The organism is Labrys sp. Lb11, from assembly GCF_057554225.1.
In genome coordinates, this window is the sequence record NZ_BAAJOT010000006.1 from 136,794 (window position 1) to 155,679 (window position 18,886).

Consider the following 18,886-nt stretch of genomic DNA (forward strand, 5'->3'; position numbering starts at 1 on the left):
CAGAGCCGATGACATGGCCTCGGGCCAAGGTCCAATGCCGACGCCTTGCCCTCGTCAGGTCCGGCGACATGGACGGCCGTGGTCTTTGCTCCGGGAGATCAGGCCGCGGCATAGGCGCCGTAGCGTCCGCGGCCGTAGACGAGCGAATCGGACGGGGTCGGCGCGACCGACAACGCACGCACCGCACCGATGACGATGCCGTGGCTATGGCGCTCGATGATTTCCTCCACTTCGCAGTCGATGGCGGCCAACGCATCCTCCAGAGCGAGTGCTCCGGTGGCAAGCGTACGCCAGCGCGCCTCGGCATAGCGGGCGGCCCCCTTGGCGCCGCCGCGCCCGGCGAAGCGGTCCGCGACATCCTGGTGATGGGCTGCCAGCACGTTGACCACGAAGTGGCGGTGGCGTTGAATCACCGGCCAGGACGAGGCTGAACGGTTGACGCAGACGATCATCGTCGGGGGCTCGACCGACAGCGCGGTGGCCGAGGTCACGGTCAGTCCGGTGCGCTCCTCGCCGACGCCGGCGGTGATGACGCTGACGCCGCCGACGAGCTGGCGCATGGCGTGCTTGAGCAGAGCGGCCGGGTCGGCCGCGGGGAAGGGATGCTTGGCAAGGGCGTTCATCATCTCGGCCTGGGCTGGATGCTCCGGGCGCTTCCGCGGGCGAGCCGGTCGGTTGCGTCGGCCAGATACTGCCGAGTTGATGATATAATGTCTATAGAAAAGATATACTGATGGGATGGCGAGTAACTGCGGTTGGGCGAGGCTTGGGGCCGGGGCAGGGACCCGCGGCTATTTCCGGCACTTCTCCAGTTCCCCGGTCAGCACCTCCCTCGCGCCTGTCATGTCGAAGGCGGAGGCGAGGTCGCCGGGCTTGATCGTCGCGGTCACGCGCGAAGCCTCGGCTACGGCCTGGAGGAACCCCTTCGGCACCGATCTCACCTCGAAATAATAGGGGGTCTCCTTGTAGGCCCGGCCGGCAAGGCTGAACGATTTGCCGTCGACGGAGAGGCTGGCGGTGATGTCGCGCGGCCGCTTGTCGGCCCGCGAATAGGCCAGGAAGCTCAGCGACGGGGCCTTCAGCGCCTTCTTGTTGTCGTCGGTGCAGGAGACCGACAGCAGCACCAGCCCGTTGAACTCGGTTGCCGGCGTGCCGTCCGTGGCGGTCGCCAGGCCGATGGCGTCGACCGTGCCCTGGTCGGCAGTGCGCGAGGTCCAGGGCTCGGCGCCGGCGGGCACCGCCGAAAGCAGGCCGAGAGCCGTGCCCAAGGCCAGGCCCATGGCCCGTCGCAGGGCTGCGATTCGGCACCAGGAACCCCTGCCATCGGCCTGTGATTGCTCGGCTTTTCCGACGATGGGCACGACGGATCGGCTCGGCATCCCGGCGATTGCAGCGGCGCATCCATCGTGAGGCGTCATGCCTGATTCTCCTGCGAAGGCCGGTCCGGGCAGGCCGTCGGGCACCGCCACGTCATCGTTGCCCTTTGAGGCGAAGCCATGACGTCGGCGTGACCACGAATCGGCCGGCGACGGCAAAATGACCCGGAATCCCTGCCTGGAACAAGCGAAGGTGCATGGCGCGTCGTGAGACGACATGGATGGCGGTGGACGCTTCATGTTTTGGCCCCGATCGGCTCCTAATCGTTAAGAGAACGTTGACGCGAGCGCTCGCGCTCCGGTAGGCGCCCCGCCCCCCGGAGCGCGAGCGTCGAGGAATCGATGATGAAGCATTCGTCCATACATCTTTGGTCCATCGGCATTTTCATGGCGGCCGCACTTGCGCCGGCGGGGAGCGCGCACGCCGGTTGGCGCGACGGCTCCTTCCTCGATCCCGGCTGGTTCGACGACGATCCGCCGCCCGTCTACGAGCGCGGGCGCCGTATGGTCCGGCCACCGCGCGACGGCGGTATCGTAGCCCGGATGCCCGATGGCGAAGTGGTCGTCGTCTATCCGGAGGACGAGTATGGCGACGTGCTGGTGCCGGACCCGGTGCCGCGCCGCGTCCGGCGGCCGAAGCCGCGCATCGAGGCATTGCGGCCGCCGGCCCCGGTCGGCGAGGAGCCGGTGGTGGTTCCGGGAATTGCGCCCGAACGTGTGGTGCCACGCAGGCCGGTTCGGATCGTCCCGGACAAGCTCCGGCCGCCCCATCCGACCCGCGATGCCGCACTGGTGCCACCGGCGACAGGGGCCGGCGGCCCCGTGGACGCAATGCTCGCCGATCCTGCGAGGAAGCCGATGCAAGCCGAGGCTCCGACTCCGAAAATCGTGCCCGTCAACCCGTCGCGCCAGACCCGCCAGGCCCAGGCCCGTGTCGCCCTGCCGGTGCCGCGCCCCAATCTCGAAAGCATGGATTTCGCGCCGGCCGCGCCGCTTGCGGCTCCGTCCTCCGAGGATCGCAGCGACAGGAGCGCCCTGGCCGACAAAAGGTGATCCCGGAATCCGCCCCATTCCGCCGGGCTTCGGAGAACAGGGCAAGCCGGGGCGGCAGGCCCTCCCGGGCTGAGGATCGACGACCGCGAGTCCTCCCGTCGCCCGGTCGAACCATGCTAACAGACAGGTCCATCCTCCTGTCAGCACCTCGGGAAGTCCTGATTCGATGCCTTTCGATCTCGTTCTCAAGCGCGGCCGGGTCGTCGATCCGTCGCAAGCCCTGGATCGCATCGCCGATGTCGCCTTCGCCGGCGGCAAGGTCGCGGCGGTCGGCGACGACCTCGACACCGCCGGAGCCGAGGTTCGCGACGTGGCCGGCCGGATCGTCACGCCTGGCCTGATCGACCTGCACACCCATGTCTATTGGGGCGGCACCTCGCTCGGCATCGATGCGGAAGCCTTCGCCCGGACGAGCGGGGTGACGACCTGCGTCGATACCGGCAGCGCGGGGCCGGGCAACTTTCCCGGCTTCCGCAAGCATGTGATCGACCGCTGCGGTGTGCGCATCCTCGCCTATCTGCACGTATCCTTTGCCGGCATCTATGGCTTTTCCAAGCGCATCATGGTCGGAGAGGGCCAGGACATGCGGCTGCTCGCGGCGCGGGAGGCGGTCGAGGTGGCACAAGCCAACCGCGACGTCATCATCGGCATCAAGGTGCGCATCGGCCGCAATGCCAGCGGCTCCGCAGGCATTGCCCCGCTCGATGTGGCGCTCGACGTCGCCGACAAGACCGGCCTGCCGCTGATGCTCCATATCGACGAGCCGCCGCCGTCCTACGAGGCGGTGGTCGAGCGCCTGAGGCCCGGCGACGTGCTGACCCACTGCTTCCGTCCCTTTCCGAACGCTCCGGTCGACGGCGCCGGCGAGATCAAGCCGGCCGTGGTCGCGGCACGCCGTCGCGGCGTGCTGTTCGACATCGGCCACGGCATGGGCTCCTTCGGCTGGCAGACCGCCCGTGCCATGCTGGCCAAGGGCTTCAAGCCCGACACGATCTCCTCGGACGTGCATGCCCTGTGCATCGATGGGCCGGCCTATGACCAGGTCACCACCCTGTCGAAGTTCCTGGCCCTCGGCCTGCCGCTGGGCGAGGTGATTGCCGCCTCGACCGTCAATGCCGCCGCGGCGCTGCGTCGGCCCGAACTCGGCAGCCTGAGGCCCGGCAGCGTCGGCGACGCCAGCATCCTGTCGCTCGACCAGGGGACATTCCCGCTGGAGGATGTCACGGGCGAGGTCGTCACAGCCGGCGAGCGTCTGTTCGCGCGAGGCGTGGTCGTTGCCGGCAGTTGGTGGCATCCTGCCTGAACCGGCGGGCGGCGCTCCTGATGCCGCCCGCGTTTCGCATCACGTGTGGTCTATCCGGGGCGGATCCTCGCCGGCGACCCGGATGATCGGGGTTGCCTTCAACGGGTCAGAAACACCAATCGTGTCCGAGATCGGCGACCTTCGTATCCTGGAGGGCGGCGACGTCGACCGGGCCGGGGCCGTTGTCGAAGCTGACCCGCACCAGGACGTCACCATCCCTCCGCGGCGCTTCGACATGACAGCGTGCTGGTCGTGGAGGAGGATCGCGAACTCGCCTTTCCCGCCGCCACCGTTTTCACCGATGTTTGAGCGGCAGTCACGGGGTGGTGAGGGGACATGAGGCCATGCAGGGGCGACACTCCCAAGTCGTCCCTCGAGGCCCGGTGCCGCTGGCGAGAATCCCATCGGCGTGAAGGCGATCGCGAGGGCAGAGAAATTTTGCTGCCGTCGTCGCGGTTGAGATGTGGTATTTTGCGTGTCATGCAAAATATAGAATAATTATAATAATGCCTGGAGATTGATGTTAAACTAACTTTACATTACGACACAGAAATTGCCATTTTACTTCGCGAAATTGACAATCTGAGAGGATTATATGACCCCTAGTCGAGGGCGTGGTGTTGTTGAGCTTCGAGTGCGTCGGCACGCTCAAGACTGAGATGATCTCAGCCTCTTCTTCCTCAAGGAAAGGTTTTGTCATGAGCAAACGCATTGCAGTCGTTCTGGCGCTGGCCATCGGCGCCGCCGCTGTTCCCTCGACCGTCTGGGCCGCGTCGCACAAGCCCGATCACGATCATCACCATCACGATCGCACCGTGGACGGTGGCGTGGGAAGCACCTCCGCGAGCGGAGGCGCGCCAGCCGCAGCGCCTGCGGGGTGCTATTGGGAGCCGATGTTCTCCGGCGGCAGAGTGCATGACGTCCAGGTGTGCAATTGATCGCCGAGCCGGGCGGCCGGCAGTGATCGGTCCGCCCGGCAGGATGCGAAATCGCGCCGCCCGGGACCTCAATCCGGCAGACGGCGGGGTCCAGTCGACAGCGTTTCGCCTGCGACTGCCTCGACGGTCCGGCGGGCCACGTAGAGCGCCAGCGCCGCCGCGTTCGAGACGTTGAGGCTCTTGATCTCGCCGGGCATGTCGAGCCGGGCGAGGGCGTCGCACAGCGAGCGGGTGCGGGCACGCAGTCCCTTGTCCTCGGCGCCCAGCACCAGGGCGAGCGGGCCTGAGAGCGGCGTGGCGTCGAGCACCGCAGGGCCGGCCGAATCGAGGCCGACACGCTGGACGCCGCTGGCGCCCATCTCGTCCAGTGCGTCGCCAAGGTTCCGCACATGCACGATCGGCACATGTTCCAGCCCGCCGGATGCGGCCTTGGCCAGGACGCCGGTGGCGGCGGGCGAATGGCGCTCGGTGGTCACGATCGCCGCCACCGCGAAGGCCGCGGCCGAGCGCACGATCGCTCCGACATTGTGCGGGTCGGTGATCTGGTCGAGCACCAGAACCACATCGTTCGGACCGAGATCGCCGAAGGCAGGAGCGGGCAGGGGATCGGCTTCGAGATAGAGGCCCTGATGCACGGCGTCGGGCGTCAGCAGCCGGTCGATCACCATCGGCCGGACGATCTCGGGCTGGACGCGCAGCTCGACGCGTTCCTCCTCCAGACGGCGCAGGGCGTTCTCGGTCGCCAGCAGACGCCGCGGCCGCCGCGCCGGATTCTGCAACGCCTCGCGCACAGGATGCCAACCATAGAGGACGACGATGTCGAGGGGCGGGCGGCGGCCTTCGTCGCGCCGCTCGAAGCCGTGCCCGCCGCGTGGCCTGCCGCTCATGCCGATCTCCAGGCCGGGAATCGCCGTGCTCCGTGCCGCAGGCGCCCCGCAACGCCGACGAACACCCGAAGCCGCGTTCGGACCGGCCTCATGGCGAGCAGATGACACGGAGAGCGGCGGCGGGAAAGCCCTTTGCGTGGATTGCGACAGGCTTGTGTGATCGCGCACCCTTTTCCGGTTGACAGGCGGGGCCGCTCTCACCATAACCCGCCCTCGACGGCGCGCCGGACCACTACGGCGCGCCCGTTCGCGGCTCCGGCCGCGGATGACGCGATGGAGGGGTGCCCGAGTGGTTAAAGGGGACGGACTGTAAATCCGTTGGCTCAGCCTACGTTGGTTCGAATCCAACCCCCTCCACCATCATCCGCCACGGGACGGCGCGCGGGTGTAGCTCAATGGTAGAGCAGCAGCCTTCCAAGCTGAATACGAGGGTTCGATTCCCTTCACCCGCTCCAACGGCGCCATTGCCCCGGATTTGGCACCCGCTATAGCCTCCGACCCGAAACGACATGCGCGGAGCGGAGCGTCATCGGCCTGCGGTCCTTGATGGATCGACGCGCTGCCGGGCGCGGCGCCGCTCGCGTCCGCCATCCTGTCCGATCGATGCCGATGCGGTAAGCCGCGGCCCGCCACCGGTGCGCCCATGCACAAGGATTGGCTCCTTCTGCGCAAAGACAGCTCCTGGCCCCCGACCCTAGGCTCGTCGGGTCGCTGTCAGGCTGGAGGCTGAGAGCGCGTCCCTCTGCAAGGCGCGCCGCCGGTCCGTGCAGGCCGGCATCGATGCCGACAGCCCGAATCAAAAAACAGAACATCCAGGGGTAGTCGAATGAAGAATACGGTTTCCTTCCTGGCGGCTGCCCTTGCCGCGGCCTGCGCGGCTTCGGGCGGTCCGGCCCATGCGGCCGATCAATGGTGGCCGGCCAAGATCTATGATCTGGATTCCGGCGCCGCCAAGGTCTCGGACTATTCGCCTCTGGAGAAGGCGTCCAAGCCCTGGAACATCTGCGTGCTGTTCCCGCACATGAAGGACACGTTCTGGGTCGCCGTCGACTACGGCGTGGTCGAGGAGGCCAAGCGCATGGGCGTCAACATGACGCTCTACGAGGCCGGCGGCTATGAGAACCTGCCCAAGCAGCTCGCCCAGTTCGACGATTGCCTGGCGGGCGACTTCGACGCGATCATTGTCGGCCCGATCTCCGAGGCGGGCCTCGACAAGAAGATCAAGGAGGGGGTGGCGGCCGGCAAGCCGATCATCTCTACCATCAACCCGGTGTCCAAGTCCGACGTGACCGCGAAGTCGACCGTCGACTTCGACACGATGGGCGAGAAGAGCGGCACCTATCTCGCCGACTATCTCAAGGACAAGCCGGCCAAGGTCGTCACCTTTCCGGGGCCGGCCGGCTCGGGGTGGGCCGAGGACTTCCTCAAGGGCTTCAAGAAGGCCGTCGACGGCAAGGGCAACATCGCCGTGCTGGGCGACAAGTTCGGCGATTCCGGCGTCGCCGTGCAGCTCGGCCTCATCCAGAACGCGCTGCAGGCCTATCCCGACATGAACGTGATCTGGGGCTGCGCGCCGGCCGCCGAAGCGGCGATCGGCGCTGCCGCCCAGGCCGGGCGCAAGGACGCGCTGATCATGTCGTCCTATGAGAACCAGGCCATGCTCGACGCCCTCAAGAAGGGCGAGATCCTCGGCTTCACCACCCAGTATCCCGTGCTCCAGGGCCGCATGTCCATCGACACGGCGGTGCGCATCCTGGAGAAGCAGCCCTACGTCAAGAGCGCCAAGGCCATCCCCGACATGATCGGCCGTGACAACATGGACAAGATCAACATGTCCCTGGTCCTGGCACCGGCCGACTTCAAGGCGGTCTTCTCCGTCAGCGCGCCCTGAGGGGCCCGATCCGGCTTCGGGTGGAGACATCGCACTTGGACCAGAGCCTTGCCGAACAGCCGCCGGCGGCCCGGGCTGATGCCGGGCCGCTCCTGGAGATGACCGGCATCTCCAAGCGCTTTCCCGGCGTCGTCGCCCTCGACAGCGTCGATTTCGACGTCCGCGCCGGCGAGGTGCATGTGCTGTTCGGCGAGAACGGCGCCGGCAAGTCGACGCTGATCAACATCATCGCCGGCACCTTCTCCCCCGATGCGGGCGTCTACCGGTTCTGCGACCGTGAACTGTCGCGCCTGCGACCGCATGCGGCGCGCGCGATCGGCATCAGCCCGGTGTTCCAGGAGTTCAGCCTGGTCCCGGAGCTCACCGTCGAGGAGAACCTGTTCCTCGGCCGCGAGCTGACGCGCGGCGGCCTCCTCAGCCGCTCGGCCATGGCCGAAAAGGCGCGCAGCGTCATCGCCGACCTCGGCTTCGACCTGAGGCCCGAGCAGAAGGTCGCCGGCCTCTCGCGGGCACACCAGCAGATGGTGGAGATCGCCAAGGCGCTGCTCGCCGACCTGCGCCTGCTCATCCTGGACGAGCCGACCGCTTCCCTCACCGAGGCCGAGGCGGAAAACCTGTTCGCCCTGATCGGCCGGCTCAAGGCCGCGGGCGTCGGCATCATCTATGTCTCCCACCGCATCCGCGAGTTCCACCGGATCGGCGACCGCATCACCATCCTGCGCGACGGCCGCCGCATCGCCAGCATGCCGCTCGCCGGCGTGTCGGAGGCGATGCTGGTCGAGCTGATGACGGGACGAAAGGTCGGCGTCCTGTTCCCGCGCATCGGCCACAAGCCCGGCGCGACGCTGCTGCAGGTCGACGGCCTGACCCTGGCCGACCAATCGGTGCGCGAGGCGAGCTTTCATGCCCGGGCCGGCGAGATCACCGGCATCGCCGGCCTGGTCGGCTGCGGCAAGTCCGAGATCGTGCGGGCCGTCTACGGGCTCGAGCCGGTCGCCGCCGGCACGGTCCGCGTCGGCGGCCAGCCGGTCGCGGTCCCCGCCCGGCCGATCGACATGCTGCGGCGCGGCGTATGCTATTTCCCCTCAGATCGCGTCGCCGAGGGCCTGGCGCTCGGACGTCCGGTCCGCGAGAACGCCTCCATGGCGGCGCTCGACCTGCCCGCCTTTTCGCGCGCCCATGTGCTGCGCCGGGCCAGCGAGCGGCGCACCGTGCGCGCGATCGTCGCGCGGCTGAAGCTGCGCCCGCCCCAGATCGAGCGCGCCGTCGCCAAGTTCTCGGGCGGCAACCGGCAGAAGGTGCTCCTGGCGCGCGGCATGACCCGCGCCGTCTCGGTCTTCCTGTTCGATGAGCCGACCGTCGGCATCGACGTCGGCGCCAAGGTCGAGATCTACGAGCTGATGAAGGCGCTGGTCGCCGAAGGCGCGGCGGTTGTGCTGGTCTCCTCGGAACTGCCCGAGGTCATGCACCTGTCGAACCGCGTCTATGTCATGCACCGCGCCCGCATGGCGGCCGAGCTGACGGGCGAGGCGATCAACGAAGCCGAGATCCTGTCGCATTTCTTTCGCGAGGAGGCCGGGACGTCCGATCCGGCGCCGGCGGCGACCTCCCATCACTCGGCCGGGGGACGGGCATGACGATGACCGGACTGCGAACGCTTTATGGCCGTCTCGGCTTCGTCCCGATCATGCTTGTCGTGCTCCTGGCGGTGTTCGCGCTGGCGGTGCCGCATTTCCTCAGCCTGCCCAACATCCTCAACGTGCTGCGCAGTTCCTCCTATCTGGTGATCCTGGCCTCCGGGCAAATGCTGGTGCTGATGGTCGGCGGCTTCGACCTGTCTGTCGGGGCCGTGGTGGCGCTGACCAGCGTGTCGAGCGCGCTGGCCATGGTCGCCCTCAAGGACGACGCGGCCGCCGCGCCGGGGCTGATCATGCTCGCCGGCGTTGCCGCGGGCCTCGGCTGCGGCGCCCTGGTCGGGCTGGTCAACGGGCTCTGCGTCGCCTTCCTGCGGGTCTCGCCCTTCATGGTGACCCTCGGCACGGCCTCGATCGCCACCGGCATCGCGCTCTCGCTCACCAACGGCATCCCGGTCTACGGCATGCCGGAGGGCTATGTCGAAGGCTTCGGCCGCGCGCTCTGGCTGCAGCTGCCGCCCGTGGCCTATCTCGCCGCGGCAATCGTGGCGGGGGTCTACGTGCTGCAGAACCATACGCGGGCGGGGCGCTACATCGTGGCGATCGGCGGCAATCTGCAGGCCGCGATCGTCTCGGGCGTGCGCACGCAGTTCCACATCGTCTGCGCCTATGTGATGTGCTCGGTCTTCGCCGCGGTCAGCGGCCTGGCGCTGACGGCCCAGATCGGCTCGGGCCAGGCGGCGATCAACGCCCAGCTGACGCTGGAGAGCATCGCCGCCGCCGTCATCGCCGGCGTCAGCCTGAAGGGCGGCGTCGGCCGGGTGGAGATGGTGGCGCTCGGCGCCGTGTTCCTGCTGCTCCTCACCAACGCGATGGACCTCCTGACCGTCGATCCGCGCATCCAGACCGTCTTCCTCGGCCTGATCGTGGTGCTGGCCGGCGCCCTGGACGAACTCTCCAAGCGGAGCGCCGCCCGTGTCTGACGCCGCCGCTCCCCCCCGCATCGGCGAGGCGACGGCCGCCAGGGCGCTGCGCCTCCTTCTCGTGCTGCTCTTGCCGATCCTGATGATCCTGTTCGAGATCGGCATCTATTTCGTGGCGCCGCGCGTGCTCTCGCCCGGCAACCTGCGCAACATCCTGATCCAGTCCAGCTATCTCGTGCTGTTCGCCTCGGCCCAGATGGTGGTGATCCTGACGCGCGGCTTCGACCTTTCGCTCGGCGCCAGCGTCTCGGCCGTCAGCGTCGCCAGCGCGCTGGCGATGACGAGCCTCGCGACCCAGGGCGCCGAGCCCGTCCTCGTCGTCGGGGCGGGCCTTGCGGCCGGGCTCGGCTTCGGCCTGCTGGTCGGCCTGTTCAACGGCGGCTTCATCGCCGGGCTCGGCATCAACCCGTTTATCGTCACCCTCGGCAGCCTCAACATCTGCCTGGGCCTCGCCACCACCATGTCGGGCGGGCGACCGGTGTTCGACGTGCCGGAGGCCCTCAGCACGCTGCTCTACAACGGCAAGCTGATCCCCTGGCTGCCGATCCCGGTGATGCTGGCGCTCCTGGTGTGCCTCGCCCTGCATCTCCTGCTCGGCCACACCGTGTTCGGGCGCTCGCTCTACCTCATCGGCAACAATCCGCGCGCCGCCGCCGTGGCCGGCATTCCCAGCCGGCGCTACCTCATGCTGGCCTATGTCCTTGCCGGCGTGCTGGCGGCCTTCGGCGCGCTGATGCTGACGGCCCGGACCGGGTCGGGCGAGCCCAATCTCGGCGGCAGCCTGATGCTGGAGAGCATCGCCGCCGCGGTGATCGGCGGCGTCAGCCTGCAGGGTGGCGTCGGCGGCGTCGTGCCGGTGATCCTCGGCGCGCTCTTCATCACCATGCTGTCGAACGCCATGAACCTGCTGCGCATCGACGGCTACATCCAGCAGGTCATCCTCGGCGTCGTCATCATCGCCGCCATCTTCCTCGACCGCATCCGTTCCACCCGGACCTGAGAGGGACACGGCCATGGCCACAGGCGTGGACCAGTTCTACATGGCGACCTCGGTCGCCGACGCCGCCGCGGCCCTGGCGGGCCACGGCCCGGAGGCGGCGCCGCTCGCCGGGGCGACCTGGATCATGCGCGCGCCCCTGCGCCGCGAGCCCGCCACCCGCGCCTATGTCGGCATCGCCCGCATCCCCGAGCTGCGGCGGATCGAGATAGACGACGGCACCGTGGCTATCGGCGCCTGCGCCACCCATGCCGAGTTGGCCGCGGCGCTGGCGGTCCATCCGGAGATGCGCGTCCTGGCGCAGGCCGCCGGCCGCTCCGCCAATCCGGCCATCCGGCAGGTGGCGACCGTCGGCGGCAACCTCTGCACCGCTGCCTTTCTCGCGGCCGACCTGGTGCCGGCCCTGCTCTGCCTTGGGGCCGAGGTCGAGCTGCAGATCGGGCAGGCCTCGGACCGCATGCCGCTGCAGCGCTTTCTCGCCGCCCGCGGGACGCTGGCGCCGGGCTGGCTGCTGCGCCGCATCGTCGTCCCACGCCGGCCGCTCCGCTCCGCCCATGCCCGCCTGCCGCTGCGCAAGGCCGGGGACTACCCGGTGGCGATCGTCAGCCTCGCCGCCGGGCCGGGGGCGGGCGACGCCGCGGTCGCGGTTGGCTCGGTCGAGCCCGTGGCCCGGCGCTGGCCGGCGCTGGAGGCGGTGCTGGGCGGCGGCGATCTGGACCCGGATGCCGCGGCCGCGGCCGCCGAACGCCATCTCGGCGACTTCATCGGCCGGGACGGCGTCGAGGCGCCGGGCTGGTATCGCGTCGCAGTCCTGCCGGCGCTGGTGCGGCGGGCGGTCGAAACCCTGCGGAGGCCGGCATGACAGCCCTGACCATCAACGGCGAGCGGCGCGTCGCCCGCAGCGCCTCCATGACGCCGCTGCTCGACGTGCTGCGCGAGGAGTTCTTCCTGACCGGCGCCAAGCCGGTGTGCCGCGAGGGCTTCTGCGGCGCTTGCATGGTGCACCTCGACGGGGAGGCGGTCGCCTCCTGCCTCGTGCCGCTGGGGAGCGCCGAGGGACGCGAGGTGCGCACGGTGGAGGCCCTGGCCACGAGCGGGACACCGTCGCGCCTGCAGCAGGCTATGGAGGAGCGCGATGCGGTCCAGTGCGGCATGTGCTTTCCCGGCATGCTCATGACCCTGACCCGCTTTCTCCAGGACGCGGCGAACCCGACGCGCGAGCAGGTCAAGGCGGCCCTTGTCGGCAATATCTGCCGCTGCACCGGCTATGAGCGCATCGTCGATGCCGCGCTCGACGCGGCCCGGTCGGCCTGACGGGGAGGGACGCCATGCCAGCCGCCTCCACCGCCACGATGGACCTGCCTCGGCGCGATGCGCGCGACAAGCTGCAGGGCCGCACCCGCTACACCCTCGATCGCAGCGGCTCCGGCACGCTCCAGGCCGTGCTGCTGCGGGCCGAGGTGGCCAGCGCCCGCGTCGTTCGCCTCGACACGGCGGCGGCTCGGGCCATGCCGGGCGTGCGGGCCATCGTCACCGCCGCGGACGCCCCGGGGCGCCACGGCATCGGCATAGCCGACCATCCGCTGTTCGCCACGGGCCGGGTGCGCTACCATGGCGAGCCGCTTGCCGCGGTCGCCGCCGAGACGTTGGCCGAGGCCGAGGCGGCCGCCGCGGCCATCGCCGTCGAGCTCGAGTCGCTGCCAGCGGTCGTCGACATGGCCGCGGCGCTGGTGCCTGGCGCGCCGCTCGTGCATCCGGACTGGCAGGACCACGAGGTGCTGCTGGCAGGCGCCGCCCGCGCCGGCAACGTCGCCTGGGAGGCGACGGTGGTGCGCGGCGACGTCGATGCGGCCTTCGCCCGTCCGGACGTGACCGTCGTCGACAGCGTCTTCCGCGTCGGGCGGCAGAACCATGTCTCCCTCGAGCCGCGGGCCGTGCTGGCCACCTACGAGGACGGGCGCTTCCACATCGAGACGTCGACGCAGGTGCCCTGGACCGTGCGCGCCATGACGGCCAGGCTCCTCGGCGTCTCGCCCGCCCAGGTGCGCGTCACCGTCCCGGCGGTCGGCGGCGGCTTCGGGCTCAAGTTCGACTGCGCGCTGGAGCCCTTCGCCGCCCTGCTGGCCCGGGCCTCGGGGCGGCCGGTCAAGCTGGTCAACTCGCGGCGCGAGGAGATGCTGACGGGCCTGTGCCGTGAGAACGCCGAGATCCGCATCCGCTCGGCCGTCACCGGCGCGGGCGAGATCGTCGGGCGCGAGGCCGTGGTGCTGATGGATTGCGGCGCCTATGGCGGCGAGCAGATCTTCCTCACCACGATGACGGCGCACACGCTCGGCGGCAATTACCGGCTCGGCTCGGTGCGCCTGGCGAGCCGAGCCGTCTACACCAACACCGCGCCGAACGGCGCCTTCCGCGCCTGCAACGGCGTCTACAACACCTTCGCCCTGGAGCGGCACACCGACGAGATCTGCGCCGCGATCGGCATGGACCCGCTGGCCTTCCGCCGGCGCAACGTGCTGGGCGACCGCGACCTCGGGGCGACCGGCCAGGTGTTCGAGGGCGACGTCCTCGGCCCCATGCTCGACAAGATGGCAGCGCTGCGGGCCGGCCGGCCGTCGCGGCCGCCGCCGGACGACGGCCGGCTCCACGGTTGCGCCACCGTGGTCGGCACCTGGTTCGTCTTCGTCGGGCCATCGGCCGCCACCGTCAACCTCAACCCGGACGGCAGCGCCACGCTGGTCACCTCCGGCGTCGAGATCGGCTCGGGCTCGATGGTCCAGGCACTGCCGCAGATCGTCGCCGCCGAGCTCGGCATCCGGCCCGAGGACGTGGTCGTGCGCACCGCCGACACCGACGCCGCCGGCTATGACGTCGGCGTCGGCGGCGGGCGCACCACCGTCTCGCTCGGCGCCGCCAGCACGGCCGCCTGCGTCGAGGTGCGCCGCAAGGTGCTCAAGCTCGCCGCCGACATGCTGGAGACGGCGCCCGAGGATCTCGTCCTCGCCCATGGCCGCGTCGAGATCGTCGGCATCGAGGGCTCCGGCGTCACCATCGCCGAGGTCGCCGCCCGCGCCCAGTCGGTCACCGGGCCGATCTCCGGCAGCGGCGCCTTCACCGGCCCCGGCGTCGCGGCGATGCCGGGCTGCGCCGCCGGCCATTTCATCGAGGCGCTGGATATTCCGGTCTTCGCCGTGCATGACTGCGAGGTGGCCGTCGACCCGCTGACCGGGCATGTCGAGATCCTCGGCTACACCGTCGTGCAGGATGTCGGGCGGGCGCTCAACCGCCGCGCCATCGCCGGCCAGATCCAGGGCGGCGTGGTGCAGGGCCTGGGCTACGCGCTGCACGAGGACATGGATGTCGGGCCCGATGGCTGCATCCGCCAGGCGGGTCTGGAGACCTACCGCCTGCCGCTGGCCGAGGACGTGGTACCCGTGGAGATCGAGCTGCACGAGGGGGCGCCGTCGATCGGGCCGCTCGGCGTCAAGGGGGCCGGCGAGGTGCCGATCCTCAATGTCGGGGCGGCGGTGGCCTGCGCCGTCGCCGACGCCACCGGCCGGCGCGTCCAGGAGCTGCCGCTGACCCCGCCGCGTGTCCTGGCCCTGCTGACGGGGCGGCAGGGACCGCTGTCCCTTCCGCACATCGGCGGGCGTTGGGAGGACAACGTGCTGGGTTGACGGATCCGGGCATCGGCGAGAGGGGGACCTCCTGCAGGCAGCCTGGAAAGACCATGCGGCAGGGCTTCGAAGCGCTGATTCGCGGTCTCGCCGACCCTTCTGCAACTTACCCCTTGAACCCCGCCGGATTCCACAGTAACCAGCCGCCGTTTTTGCGATGTCTGGGCAGCGTCCCAGTTCACGAGGGACAGGCGAATGGCCAAAGAGAAATTCGAGCGCACGAAGCCGCACTGCAACATCGGCACGATCGGTCACGTTGACCATGGGAAGACGTCGCTGACAGCGGCGATCACGAAGGTTCTGGCGGAGACGGGCGGCGCGACGTTCACGGCGTACGACCAGATCGACAAGGCGCCGGAGGAGAAGGCGCGCGGCATCACGATCTCGACGGCGCATGTTGAGTACGAGACGCAGAAGCGTCACTACGCGCATGTGGACTGCCCCGGGCACGCGGACTACGTGAAGAACATGATCACGGGCGCGGCGCAGATGGACGGCGCGATCCTTGTGGTTTCGGCGGCGGACGGGCCGATGCCGCAGACGCGCGAGCACATCCTGCTGGCGCGCCAGGTGGGCGTTCCGGCGCTTGTGGTGTTCCTGAACAAGGTTGACCTCGTCGACGACGCCGAGCTTCTGGAGCTGGTGGAGATGGAGGTTCGCGAGCTTCTGTCGAAGTACGAGTTCCCCGGCGACGACATCCCGATCACGAAGGGTTCGGCGAAGGCGGCGCTGGACAACGTCAACCCGGCGATCGGGCATGACGCGGTGCTGGCGCTGATGGCGACGGTGGACGAGTACATCCCGCAGCCGGAGCGTCCGATCGACCAGCCGTTCCTGATGCCGGTGGAGGACGTGTTCTCGATCTCGGGCCGCGGCACGGTTGTGACGGGTCGCGTGGAGCGCGGCATCGTCAAGGTCGGCGAGGAAATCGAGATCGTCGGCATCCGCCCGACGCAGAAGACGACGGTGACGGGCGTCGAGATGTTCCGCAAGCTGCTTGACCAGGGTCAGGCCGGCGACAACATCGGCGCGCTGCTGCGCGGCACCAAGCGCGAGGACGTGGAGCGCGGCCAGGTGCTGTGCAAGCCCGGCTCGGTGAAGCCGCACACGAAGTTCAAGGCCGAGGCCTACATCCTGACGAAGGAGGAGGGCGGTCGCCACACGCCGTTCTTCACCAACTACCGTCCGCAGTTCTACTTCCGGACGACGGACGTGACGGGCATCGTGACGCTGCCGGAAGGCACGGAAATGGTGATGCCCGGCGACAACATCTCGATGGACGTGGCGCTGATCGTGCCGATCGCCATGGAGGAGAAGCTGCGCTTCGCCATCCGCGAAGGCGGCCGCACCGTCGGTGCCGGCGTCGTCGCCGCCATCATCGAATAAGCAGGCCTCCGACAGGTCTTGAACGGATTGCGGCCGGCGTGATTTCCTCACGTCGGCCGTACCTTTTGGGAGGACCGTCATGATCGTCGCGACCACCAACGACCTCGCCGGCTACCGCATCGTCCGCCAGCTCGGTGTCGTGCGCGGCATCACCGTTCGCTCGCGCAGCGTCATCGGCAATATCGGCGGGGCGATCCAGTCGATGTTCGGCGGCAACATCTCCGTCTACACCAACCTGGCCGAGACCGCTCGCCAGGAGGCCTATGACCTGATGGTGCAGCACGCCATGCAGATCGGCGCAAACGCCGTCATCGCCATGCGCTACGACGCCAACGAGATCATGGACGGCATCACCGAGGTGCTGGCCTACGGTACGGCGGTGCAGGTCGAACCGGCCTGAGCAGAACGGCAGCGCGCGTGCCGGTTCGACGGGCCCGCGGACACTGTGCGAATTGGCTCGGAGGGGTGTTGCGTCGGCGCGGTCATGCGTCTATGTAAGCCCGGCGCGAGCGTCGCGTAGGGGTATAGCTCAGTTGGTAGAGCGGCGGTCTCCAAAACCGCAGGTCGTAGGTTCGAGCCCTGCTGCCCCTGCCAGTTATGGCGAACGAGGCGACCTCCGCTTTTTTCGCAGGATTTCCGGGCCGGGGATGTGGCTGTGCTGCATCGCCGGCCTTGCATTGTTTCCAAATCGGCAGATTTGGAGTAAGTCGCCGGGCTTCCCGGCAAGGTGACGGCGGACAGACAATGGCGAAGACCAATCCGTTCCAGTTCCTCCAGCAGGTCCGGAGCGAAACATCGAAGGTGACCTGGCCGACCCGTCGCGAGACGGTGACGACGGCGATCATGGTCTTCATCTTCGCGATCCTGGCGTCGGTCTTCTTCATGATCACCGACCTCATCCTGAAGCAGGCCGTCGGCCTGGTGCTCGGCCTCGGCAGCTGAGAGGGGGCGCCACCATGGCCATGCGCTGGTATATCGTCCACGCCTATTCGAACTTCGAGAACAAGGTCGCCGCCTCGATTCGCGAGCAGATCGCCCAGCGCGGCCTCGCCGACCATTTCGAAGAGATCCTGGTGCCGACCGAGAAGGTCGTCGAGGTGCGCCGCGGCCGCAAGGTCGACACCGAGCGCAAGTTCTTCCCCGGCTACGTGCTGGTGAAGTGCGACCTCACCGACGAGGTGCACCACCTCATCAAGAACACGCCGAAGGTCACCGGCTTCCTCGGAGCCGACAAGGCCAAGCCCGTGCCGATCCCGGACCGGGAGGCCGAGCGCATCAAGGGCCAGGTCGCCGACGGCGTCGAGCGGCCCAAGCCCTCGGTGTCCTTCGAGGTCGGCGAGCAGGTCCGCGTTGCGGACGGCCCCTTCGCTTCGTTCAACGGCACCGTCGAGGAAGTCGACGAGGCGCGGGCGCGCCTCAAGGTCGCCGTGTCGATCTTCGGCCGGGCGACCCCGGTCGAATTGGAATACGGGCAGGTCGAGAAGGTCTGATCCGTTCGTTCGCGGGAGGACCGGCCGGGCTGATCGCCGCCCGGCCGGACCGCACCGCGAGCCTCCGGCCGCGTTGCTCCTCCCCGGGGGCACGCGGTCACCAACCGGCGGAGCGATCCGCCAAAGGAGCAACTGATGGCGAAGAAGATTACAGGCTACGTCAAGCTGCAGGTGCCGGCGGGTTCCGCGAACCCCTCGCCGCCGATCGGCCCCGCGCTTGGCCAGCGCGGTCTCAACATCATGGAATTCTGCAAGGCCTTCAATGCGAAGACCGCGCAGATGGTCAAGGGCACCCCGATCCCGGTGATCATCACCGCCTATCAGGACCGGTCCTTCACCTTCGAGATGAAGCTGCCGCCGATCACCTTCTACCTGAAGGAGGCTGCGGGCATCAAAGCCGGGTCGCAGACCCCCGGCAAGGGCGCCAAGGCCGGCAAGGTGACCATGGCCCAGATCCGCGAGATCGCCACCACCAAGCTGCCCGACCTCAACTGCGATTCGGTCGAGTCGGCCATGGCCATGGTGAAGGGTTCCGCCCAGTCGATGGGCCTCGAGATTGTTGGGTGATCGGCATGTCTGACGGAAAGCGTATCCGCGCGGCGAAGCAGGGCATCGACCGCATCAAGCTGCACGCCCTCGACGAAGCCGTGAAGCTCGTCAAGGACCGCGCCACCGCGAAGTTCGACGAGACCGTCGAGATCGCCATGAACCTCGGCGTCGATCCGCGCCATGCCGACCAGATGGTCCGCGGCGTGTGCAACCTGCCGAACGGTTCGGGCCGCACCCTGCGCGTCGCCGTGTTCGCCCGCGGCGCCAAGGCCGACGAGGCCAAGGCCGCCGGGGCCGACATCGTCGGCGCCGAGGATCTGGTGCAGACCGTGACCGAGGGCAAGATCGAGTTCGATCGCTGCATCGCCACGCCCGACATGATGCCGCTGGTCGGCCGCCTCGGCAAGGTGCTCGGCCCGCGCGGCCTGATGCCGAACCCGAAGGTCGGCACCGTGACCATGGACGTCACCGCCGCGGTGCAGGCCTCCAAGGGCGGCGCCGTCGAGTTCCGCGTCGAGAAGGCCGGCATCGTGCACGGCGCCGTGGGCAAGGCTTCGTTCTCGAGCGAGAAGCTGGTCGAGAACATCAAGGCCTTCGCCGACGCCGTGCTCAAGGCCAAGCCGACCGGCGCCAAGGGCACCTATGTCCAGCGCGTCGCCATCTCCTCGACCATGGGCCCGGGCGTCAAGATCGAGCCCTCGACCGTGCTCGGCGCCTGAGCG

At 68.9% G+C, this 18,886-nt stretch carries 19 protein-coding genes and 3 tRNA genes; 19 read left to right on the top strand and 3 right to left on the bottom strand.

The annotated features are described in order from the left end of the window. Positions 1–98: 98 nt before the first annotated feature. Positions 99–623 (bottom strand): flavin reductase family protein, encoded by a 525-nt coding sequence (locus AC27L4_RS22575; protein WP_487144625.1) that lies wholly within the window; start codon positions 621–623, stop codon positions 99–101. Positions 624–791: 168 nt separating this feature from the next. Then, positions 792–1,280, bottom strand: coding sequence for a hypothetical protein (locus AC27L4_RS22580; RefSeq protein WP_487144626.1), 489 nt, complete (start codon positions 1,278–1,280; stop codon positions 792–794). A 441-nt stretch (positions 1,281–1,721) separates the two neighbouring features. Between AC27L4_RS22580 and AC27L4_RS22585 the strand changes: the two genes are divergently transcribed. The 3 genes from AC27L4_RS22585 (at position 1,722) to AC27L4_RS22595 (ending at position 4,670) form a co-directional block, all read left to right on the top strand. Beyond that, positions 1,722–2,429 (top strand): hypothetical protein, encoded by a 708-nt coding sequence (locus AC27L4_RS22585; RefSeq protein ID WP_487144627.1) that lies wholly within the window; start codon positions 1,722–1,724, stop codon positions 2,427–2,429. 166 nt (positions 2,430–2,595) lie between these two features. Then, positions 2,596–3,732, top strand: coding sequence for an amidohydrolase/deacetylase family metallohydrolase (locus AC27L4_RS22590; RefSeq protein ID WP_487144628.1), 1,137 nt, complete (start codon positions 2,596–2,598; stop codon positions 3,730–3,732). A 698-nt stretch (positions 3,733–4,430) separates the two neighbouring features. Continuing rightward, entirely contained in the window at positions 4,431–4,670 is a 240-nt protein-coding gene (locus AC27L4_RS22595; protein ID WP_487144629.1) for a hypothetical protein, read from the top strand. Between the two features lie 68 nt (positions 4,671–4,738). On the opposite strand, the gene AC27L4_RS22600 is transcribed toward AC27L4_RS22595, so the two are convergent. After that, the gene (locus AC27L4_RS22600; protein ID WP_487144630.1) at positions 4,739–5,557 is read right to left on the bottom strand and encodes a TrmH family RNA methyltransferase; all 819 of its coding nucleotides are present in this window, start codon (positions 5,555–5,557) and stop codon (positions 4,739–4,741) included. 275 nt (positions 5,558–5,832) lie between these two features. Between AC27L4_RS22600 and AC27L4_RS22605 the strand changes: the two genes are divergently transcribed. From AC27L4_RS22605 to rplA, 16 genes are all read left to right on the top strand, one after another. Then, positions 5,833–5,917: transfer RNA gene (locus AC27L4_RS22605), tRNA-Tyr, on the top strand. A 21-nt stretch (positions 5,918–5,938) separates the two neighbouring features. Beyond that, a tRNA-Gly gene (locus AC27L4_RS22610) sits at positions 5,939–6,012 on the top strand. A gap of 371 nt (positions 6,013–6,383) precedes the next feature. Further along, positions 6,384–7,448, top strand: coding sequence for a TMAO reductase system periplasmic protein TorT (gene torT, locus AC27L4_RS22615; RefSeq protein WP_487144631.1), 1,065 nt, complete (start codon positions 6,384–6,386; stop codon positions 7,446–7,448). 35 nt (positions 7,449–7,483) lie between these two features. Then, the gene (locus AC27L4_RS22620) at positions 7,484–9,085 is read left to right on the top strand and encodes a sugar ABC transporter ATP-binding protein (RefSeq protein WP_487144632.1); all 1,602 of its coding nucleotides are present in this window, start codon (positions 7,484–7,486) and stop codon (positions 9,083–9,085) included. Continuing rightward, positions 9,082–10,065 (top strand): ABC transporter permease, encoded by a 984-nt coding sequence (locus AC27L4_RS22625; RefSeq protein WP_487144633.1) that lies wholly within the window; start codon positions 9,082–9,084, stop codon positions 10,063–10,065. The genes AC27L4_RS22620 and AC27L4_RS22625 overlap by 4 nt, the downstream gene beginning before the upstream one ends. After that, entirely contained in the window at positions 10,058–11,065 is a 1,008-nt protein-coding gene (locus tag AC27L4_RS22630) for an ABC transporter permease (protein ID WP_487144634.1), read from the top strand. The genes AC27L4_RS22625 and AC27L4_RS22630 overlap by 8 nt, the downstream gene beginning before the upstream one ends. Positions 11,066–11,078: 13 nt before the next feature. Then, the gene (locus AC27L4_RS22635; protein WP_487144635.1) at positions 11,079–11,924 is read left to right on the top strand and encodes an FAD binding domain-containing protein; all 846 of its coding nucleotides are present in this window, start codon (positions 11,079–11,081) and stop codon (positions 11,922–11,924) included. Then, the gene (locus AC27L4_RS22640; RefSeq protein WP_487144636.1) at positions 11,921–12,376 is read left to right on the top strand and encodes a (2Fe-2S)-binding protein; all 456 of its coding nucleotides are present in this window, start codon (positions 11,921–11,923) and stop codon (positions 12,374–12,376) included. The genes AC27L4_RS22635 and AC27L4_RS22640 overlap by 4 nt, the downstream gene beginning before the upstream one ends. Before the next feature lie 14 nt (positions 12,377–12,390). Then, entirely contained in the window at positions 12,391–14,739 is a 2,349-nt protein-coding gene (locus AC27L4_RS22645; protein ID WP_487144637.1) for a xanthine dehydrogenase family protein molybdopterin-binding subunit, read from the top strand. Positions 14,740–14,934: 195 nt separating this feature from the next. Continuing rightward, positions 14,935–16,125, top strand: coding sequence for an elongation factor Tu (gene tuf, locus AC27L4_RS22650; protein ID WP_487144638.1), 1,191 nt, complete (start codon positions 14,935–14,937; stop codon positions 16,123–16,125). Between the two features lie 79 nt (positions 16,126–16,204). Further along, positions 16,205–16,525, top strand: a complete 321-nt coding sequence (locus tag AC27L4_RS22655; protein WP_487144639.1) for a YbjQ family protein — start codon at positions 16,205–16,207, stop codon at positions 16,523–16,525. Between the two features lie 118 nt (positions 16,526–16,643). Beyond that, a tRNA-Trp gene (locus AC27L4_RS22660) sits at positions 16,644–16,719 on the top strand. 150 nt (positions 16,720–16,869) lie between these two features. Next, positions 16,870–17,067 (top strand): preprotein translocase subunit SecE, encoded by a 198-nt coding sequence (gene secE / locus AC27L4_RS22665; protein WP_487144640.1) that lies wholly within the window; start codon positions 16,870–16,872, stop codon positions 17,065–17,067. A gap of 14 nt (positions 17,068–17,081) precedes the next feature. Then, positions 17,082–17,615, top strand: a complete 534-nt coding sequence (gene nusG / locus AC27L4_RS22670; RefSeq protein WP_487144641.1) for a transcription termination/antitermination protein NusG — start codon at positions 17,082–17,084, stop codon at positions 17,613–17,615. A 135-nt stretch (positions 17,616–17,750) separates the two neighbouring features. Continuing rightward, positions 17,751–18,182, top strand: a complete 432-nt coding sequence (gene rplK / locus AC27L4_RS22675; RefSeq protein ID WP_487144642.1) for a 50S ribosomal protein L11 — start codon at positions 17,751–17,753, stop codon at positions 18,180–18,182. Positions 18,183–18,187: 5 nt separating this feature from the next. Beyond that, a complete protein-coding gene (gene rplA, locus AC27L4_RS22680; RefSeq protein WP_487144643.1) occupies positions 18,188–18,883 on the top strand; it encodes a 50S ribosomal protein L1 in 696 nt (231 codons plus the stop codon). Positions 18,884–18,886 lie beyond the last annotated feature (3 nt).

Bases quoted from the DNA above. Each gene is read 5' to 3' on its own strand.
- AC27L4_RS22575 (WP_487144625.1), bottom strand. From the start codon at position 623: ATGAACGCCCTTGCCAAGCATCCCTTCCCCGCGGCCGACCCGGCCGCT.
- AC27L4_RS22580 (WP_487144626.1), bottom strand. From the start codon at position 1,280: ATGGGCCTGGCCTTGGGCACGGCTCTCGGCCTGCTTTCGGCGGTGCCC.
- AC27L4_RS22585 (WP_487144627.1), top strand. From the start codon at position 1,722: ATGAAGCATTCGTCCATACATCTTTGGTCCATCGGCATTTTCATGGCG.
- AC27L4_RS22590 (WP_487144628.1), top strand. From the start codon at position 2,596: ATGCCTTTCGATCTCGTTCTCAAGCGCGGCCGGGTCGTCGATCCGTCG.
- AC27L4_RS22595 (WP_487144629.1), top strand. From the start codon at position 4,431: ATGAGCAAACGCATTGCAGTCGTTCTGGCGCTGGCCATCGGCGCCGCC.
- AC27L4_RS22600 (WP_487144630.1), bottom strand. From the start codon at position 5,557: ATGAGCGGCAGGCCACGCGGCGGGCACGGCTTCGAGCGGCGCGACGAA.
- torT (WP_487144631.1), top strand. From the start codon at position 6,384: ATGAAGAATACGGTTTCCTTCCTGGCGGCTGCCCTTGCCGCGGCCTGC.
- AC27L4_RS22625 (WP_487144633.1), top strand. From the start codon at position 9,082: ATGACGATGACCGGACTGCGAACGCTTTATGGCCGTCTCGGCTTCGTC.
- AC27L4_RS22635 (WP_487144635.1), top strand. From the start codon at position 11,079: ATGGCCACAGGCGTGGACCAGTTCTACATGGCGACCTCGGTCGCCGAC.
- AC27L4_RS22640 (WP_487144636.1), top strand. From the start codon at position 11,921: ATGACAGCCCTGACCATCAACGGCGAGCGGCGCGTCGCCCGCAGCGCC.
- AC27L4_RS22645 (WP_487144637.1), top strand. From the start codon at position 12,391: ATGCCAGCCGCCTCCACCGCCACGATGGACCTGCCTCGGCGCGATGCG.
- tuf (WP_487144638.1), top strand. From the start codon at position 14,935: ATGGCCAAAGAGAAATTCGAGCGCACGAAGCCGCACTGCAACATCGGC.
- AC27L4_RS22655 (WP_487144639.1), top strand. From the start codon at position 16,205: ATGATCGTCGCGACCACCAACGACCTCGCCGGCTACCGCATCGTCCGC.
- secE (WP_487144640.1), top strand. From the start codon at position 16,870: ATGGCGAAGACCAATCCGTTCCAGTTCCTCCAGCAGGTCCGGAGCGAA.
- nusG (WP_487144641.1), top strand. From the start codon at position 17,082: ATGGCCATGCGCTGGTATATCGTCCACGCCTATTCGAACTTCGAGAAC.
- rplK (WP_487144642.1), top strand. From the start codon at position 17,751: ATGGCGAAGAAGATTACAGGCTACGTCAAGCTGCAGGTGCCGGCGGGT.
- rplA (WP_487144643.1), top strand. From the start codon at position 18,188: ATGTCTGACGGAAAGCGTATCCGCGCGGCGAAGCAGGGCATCGACCGC.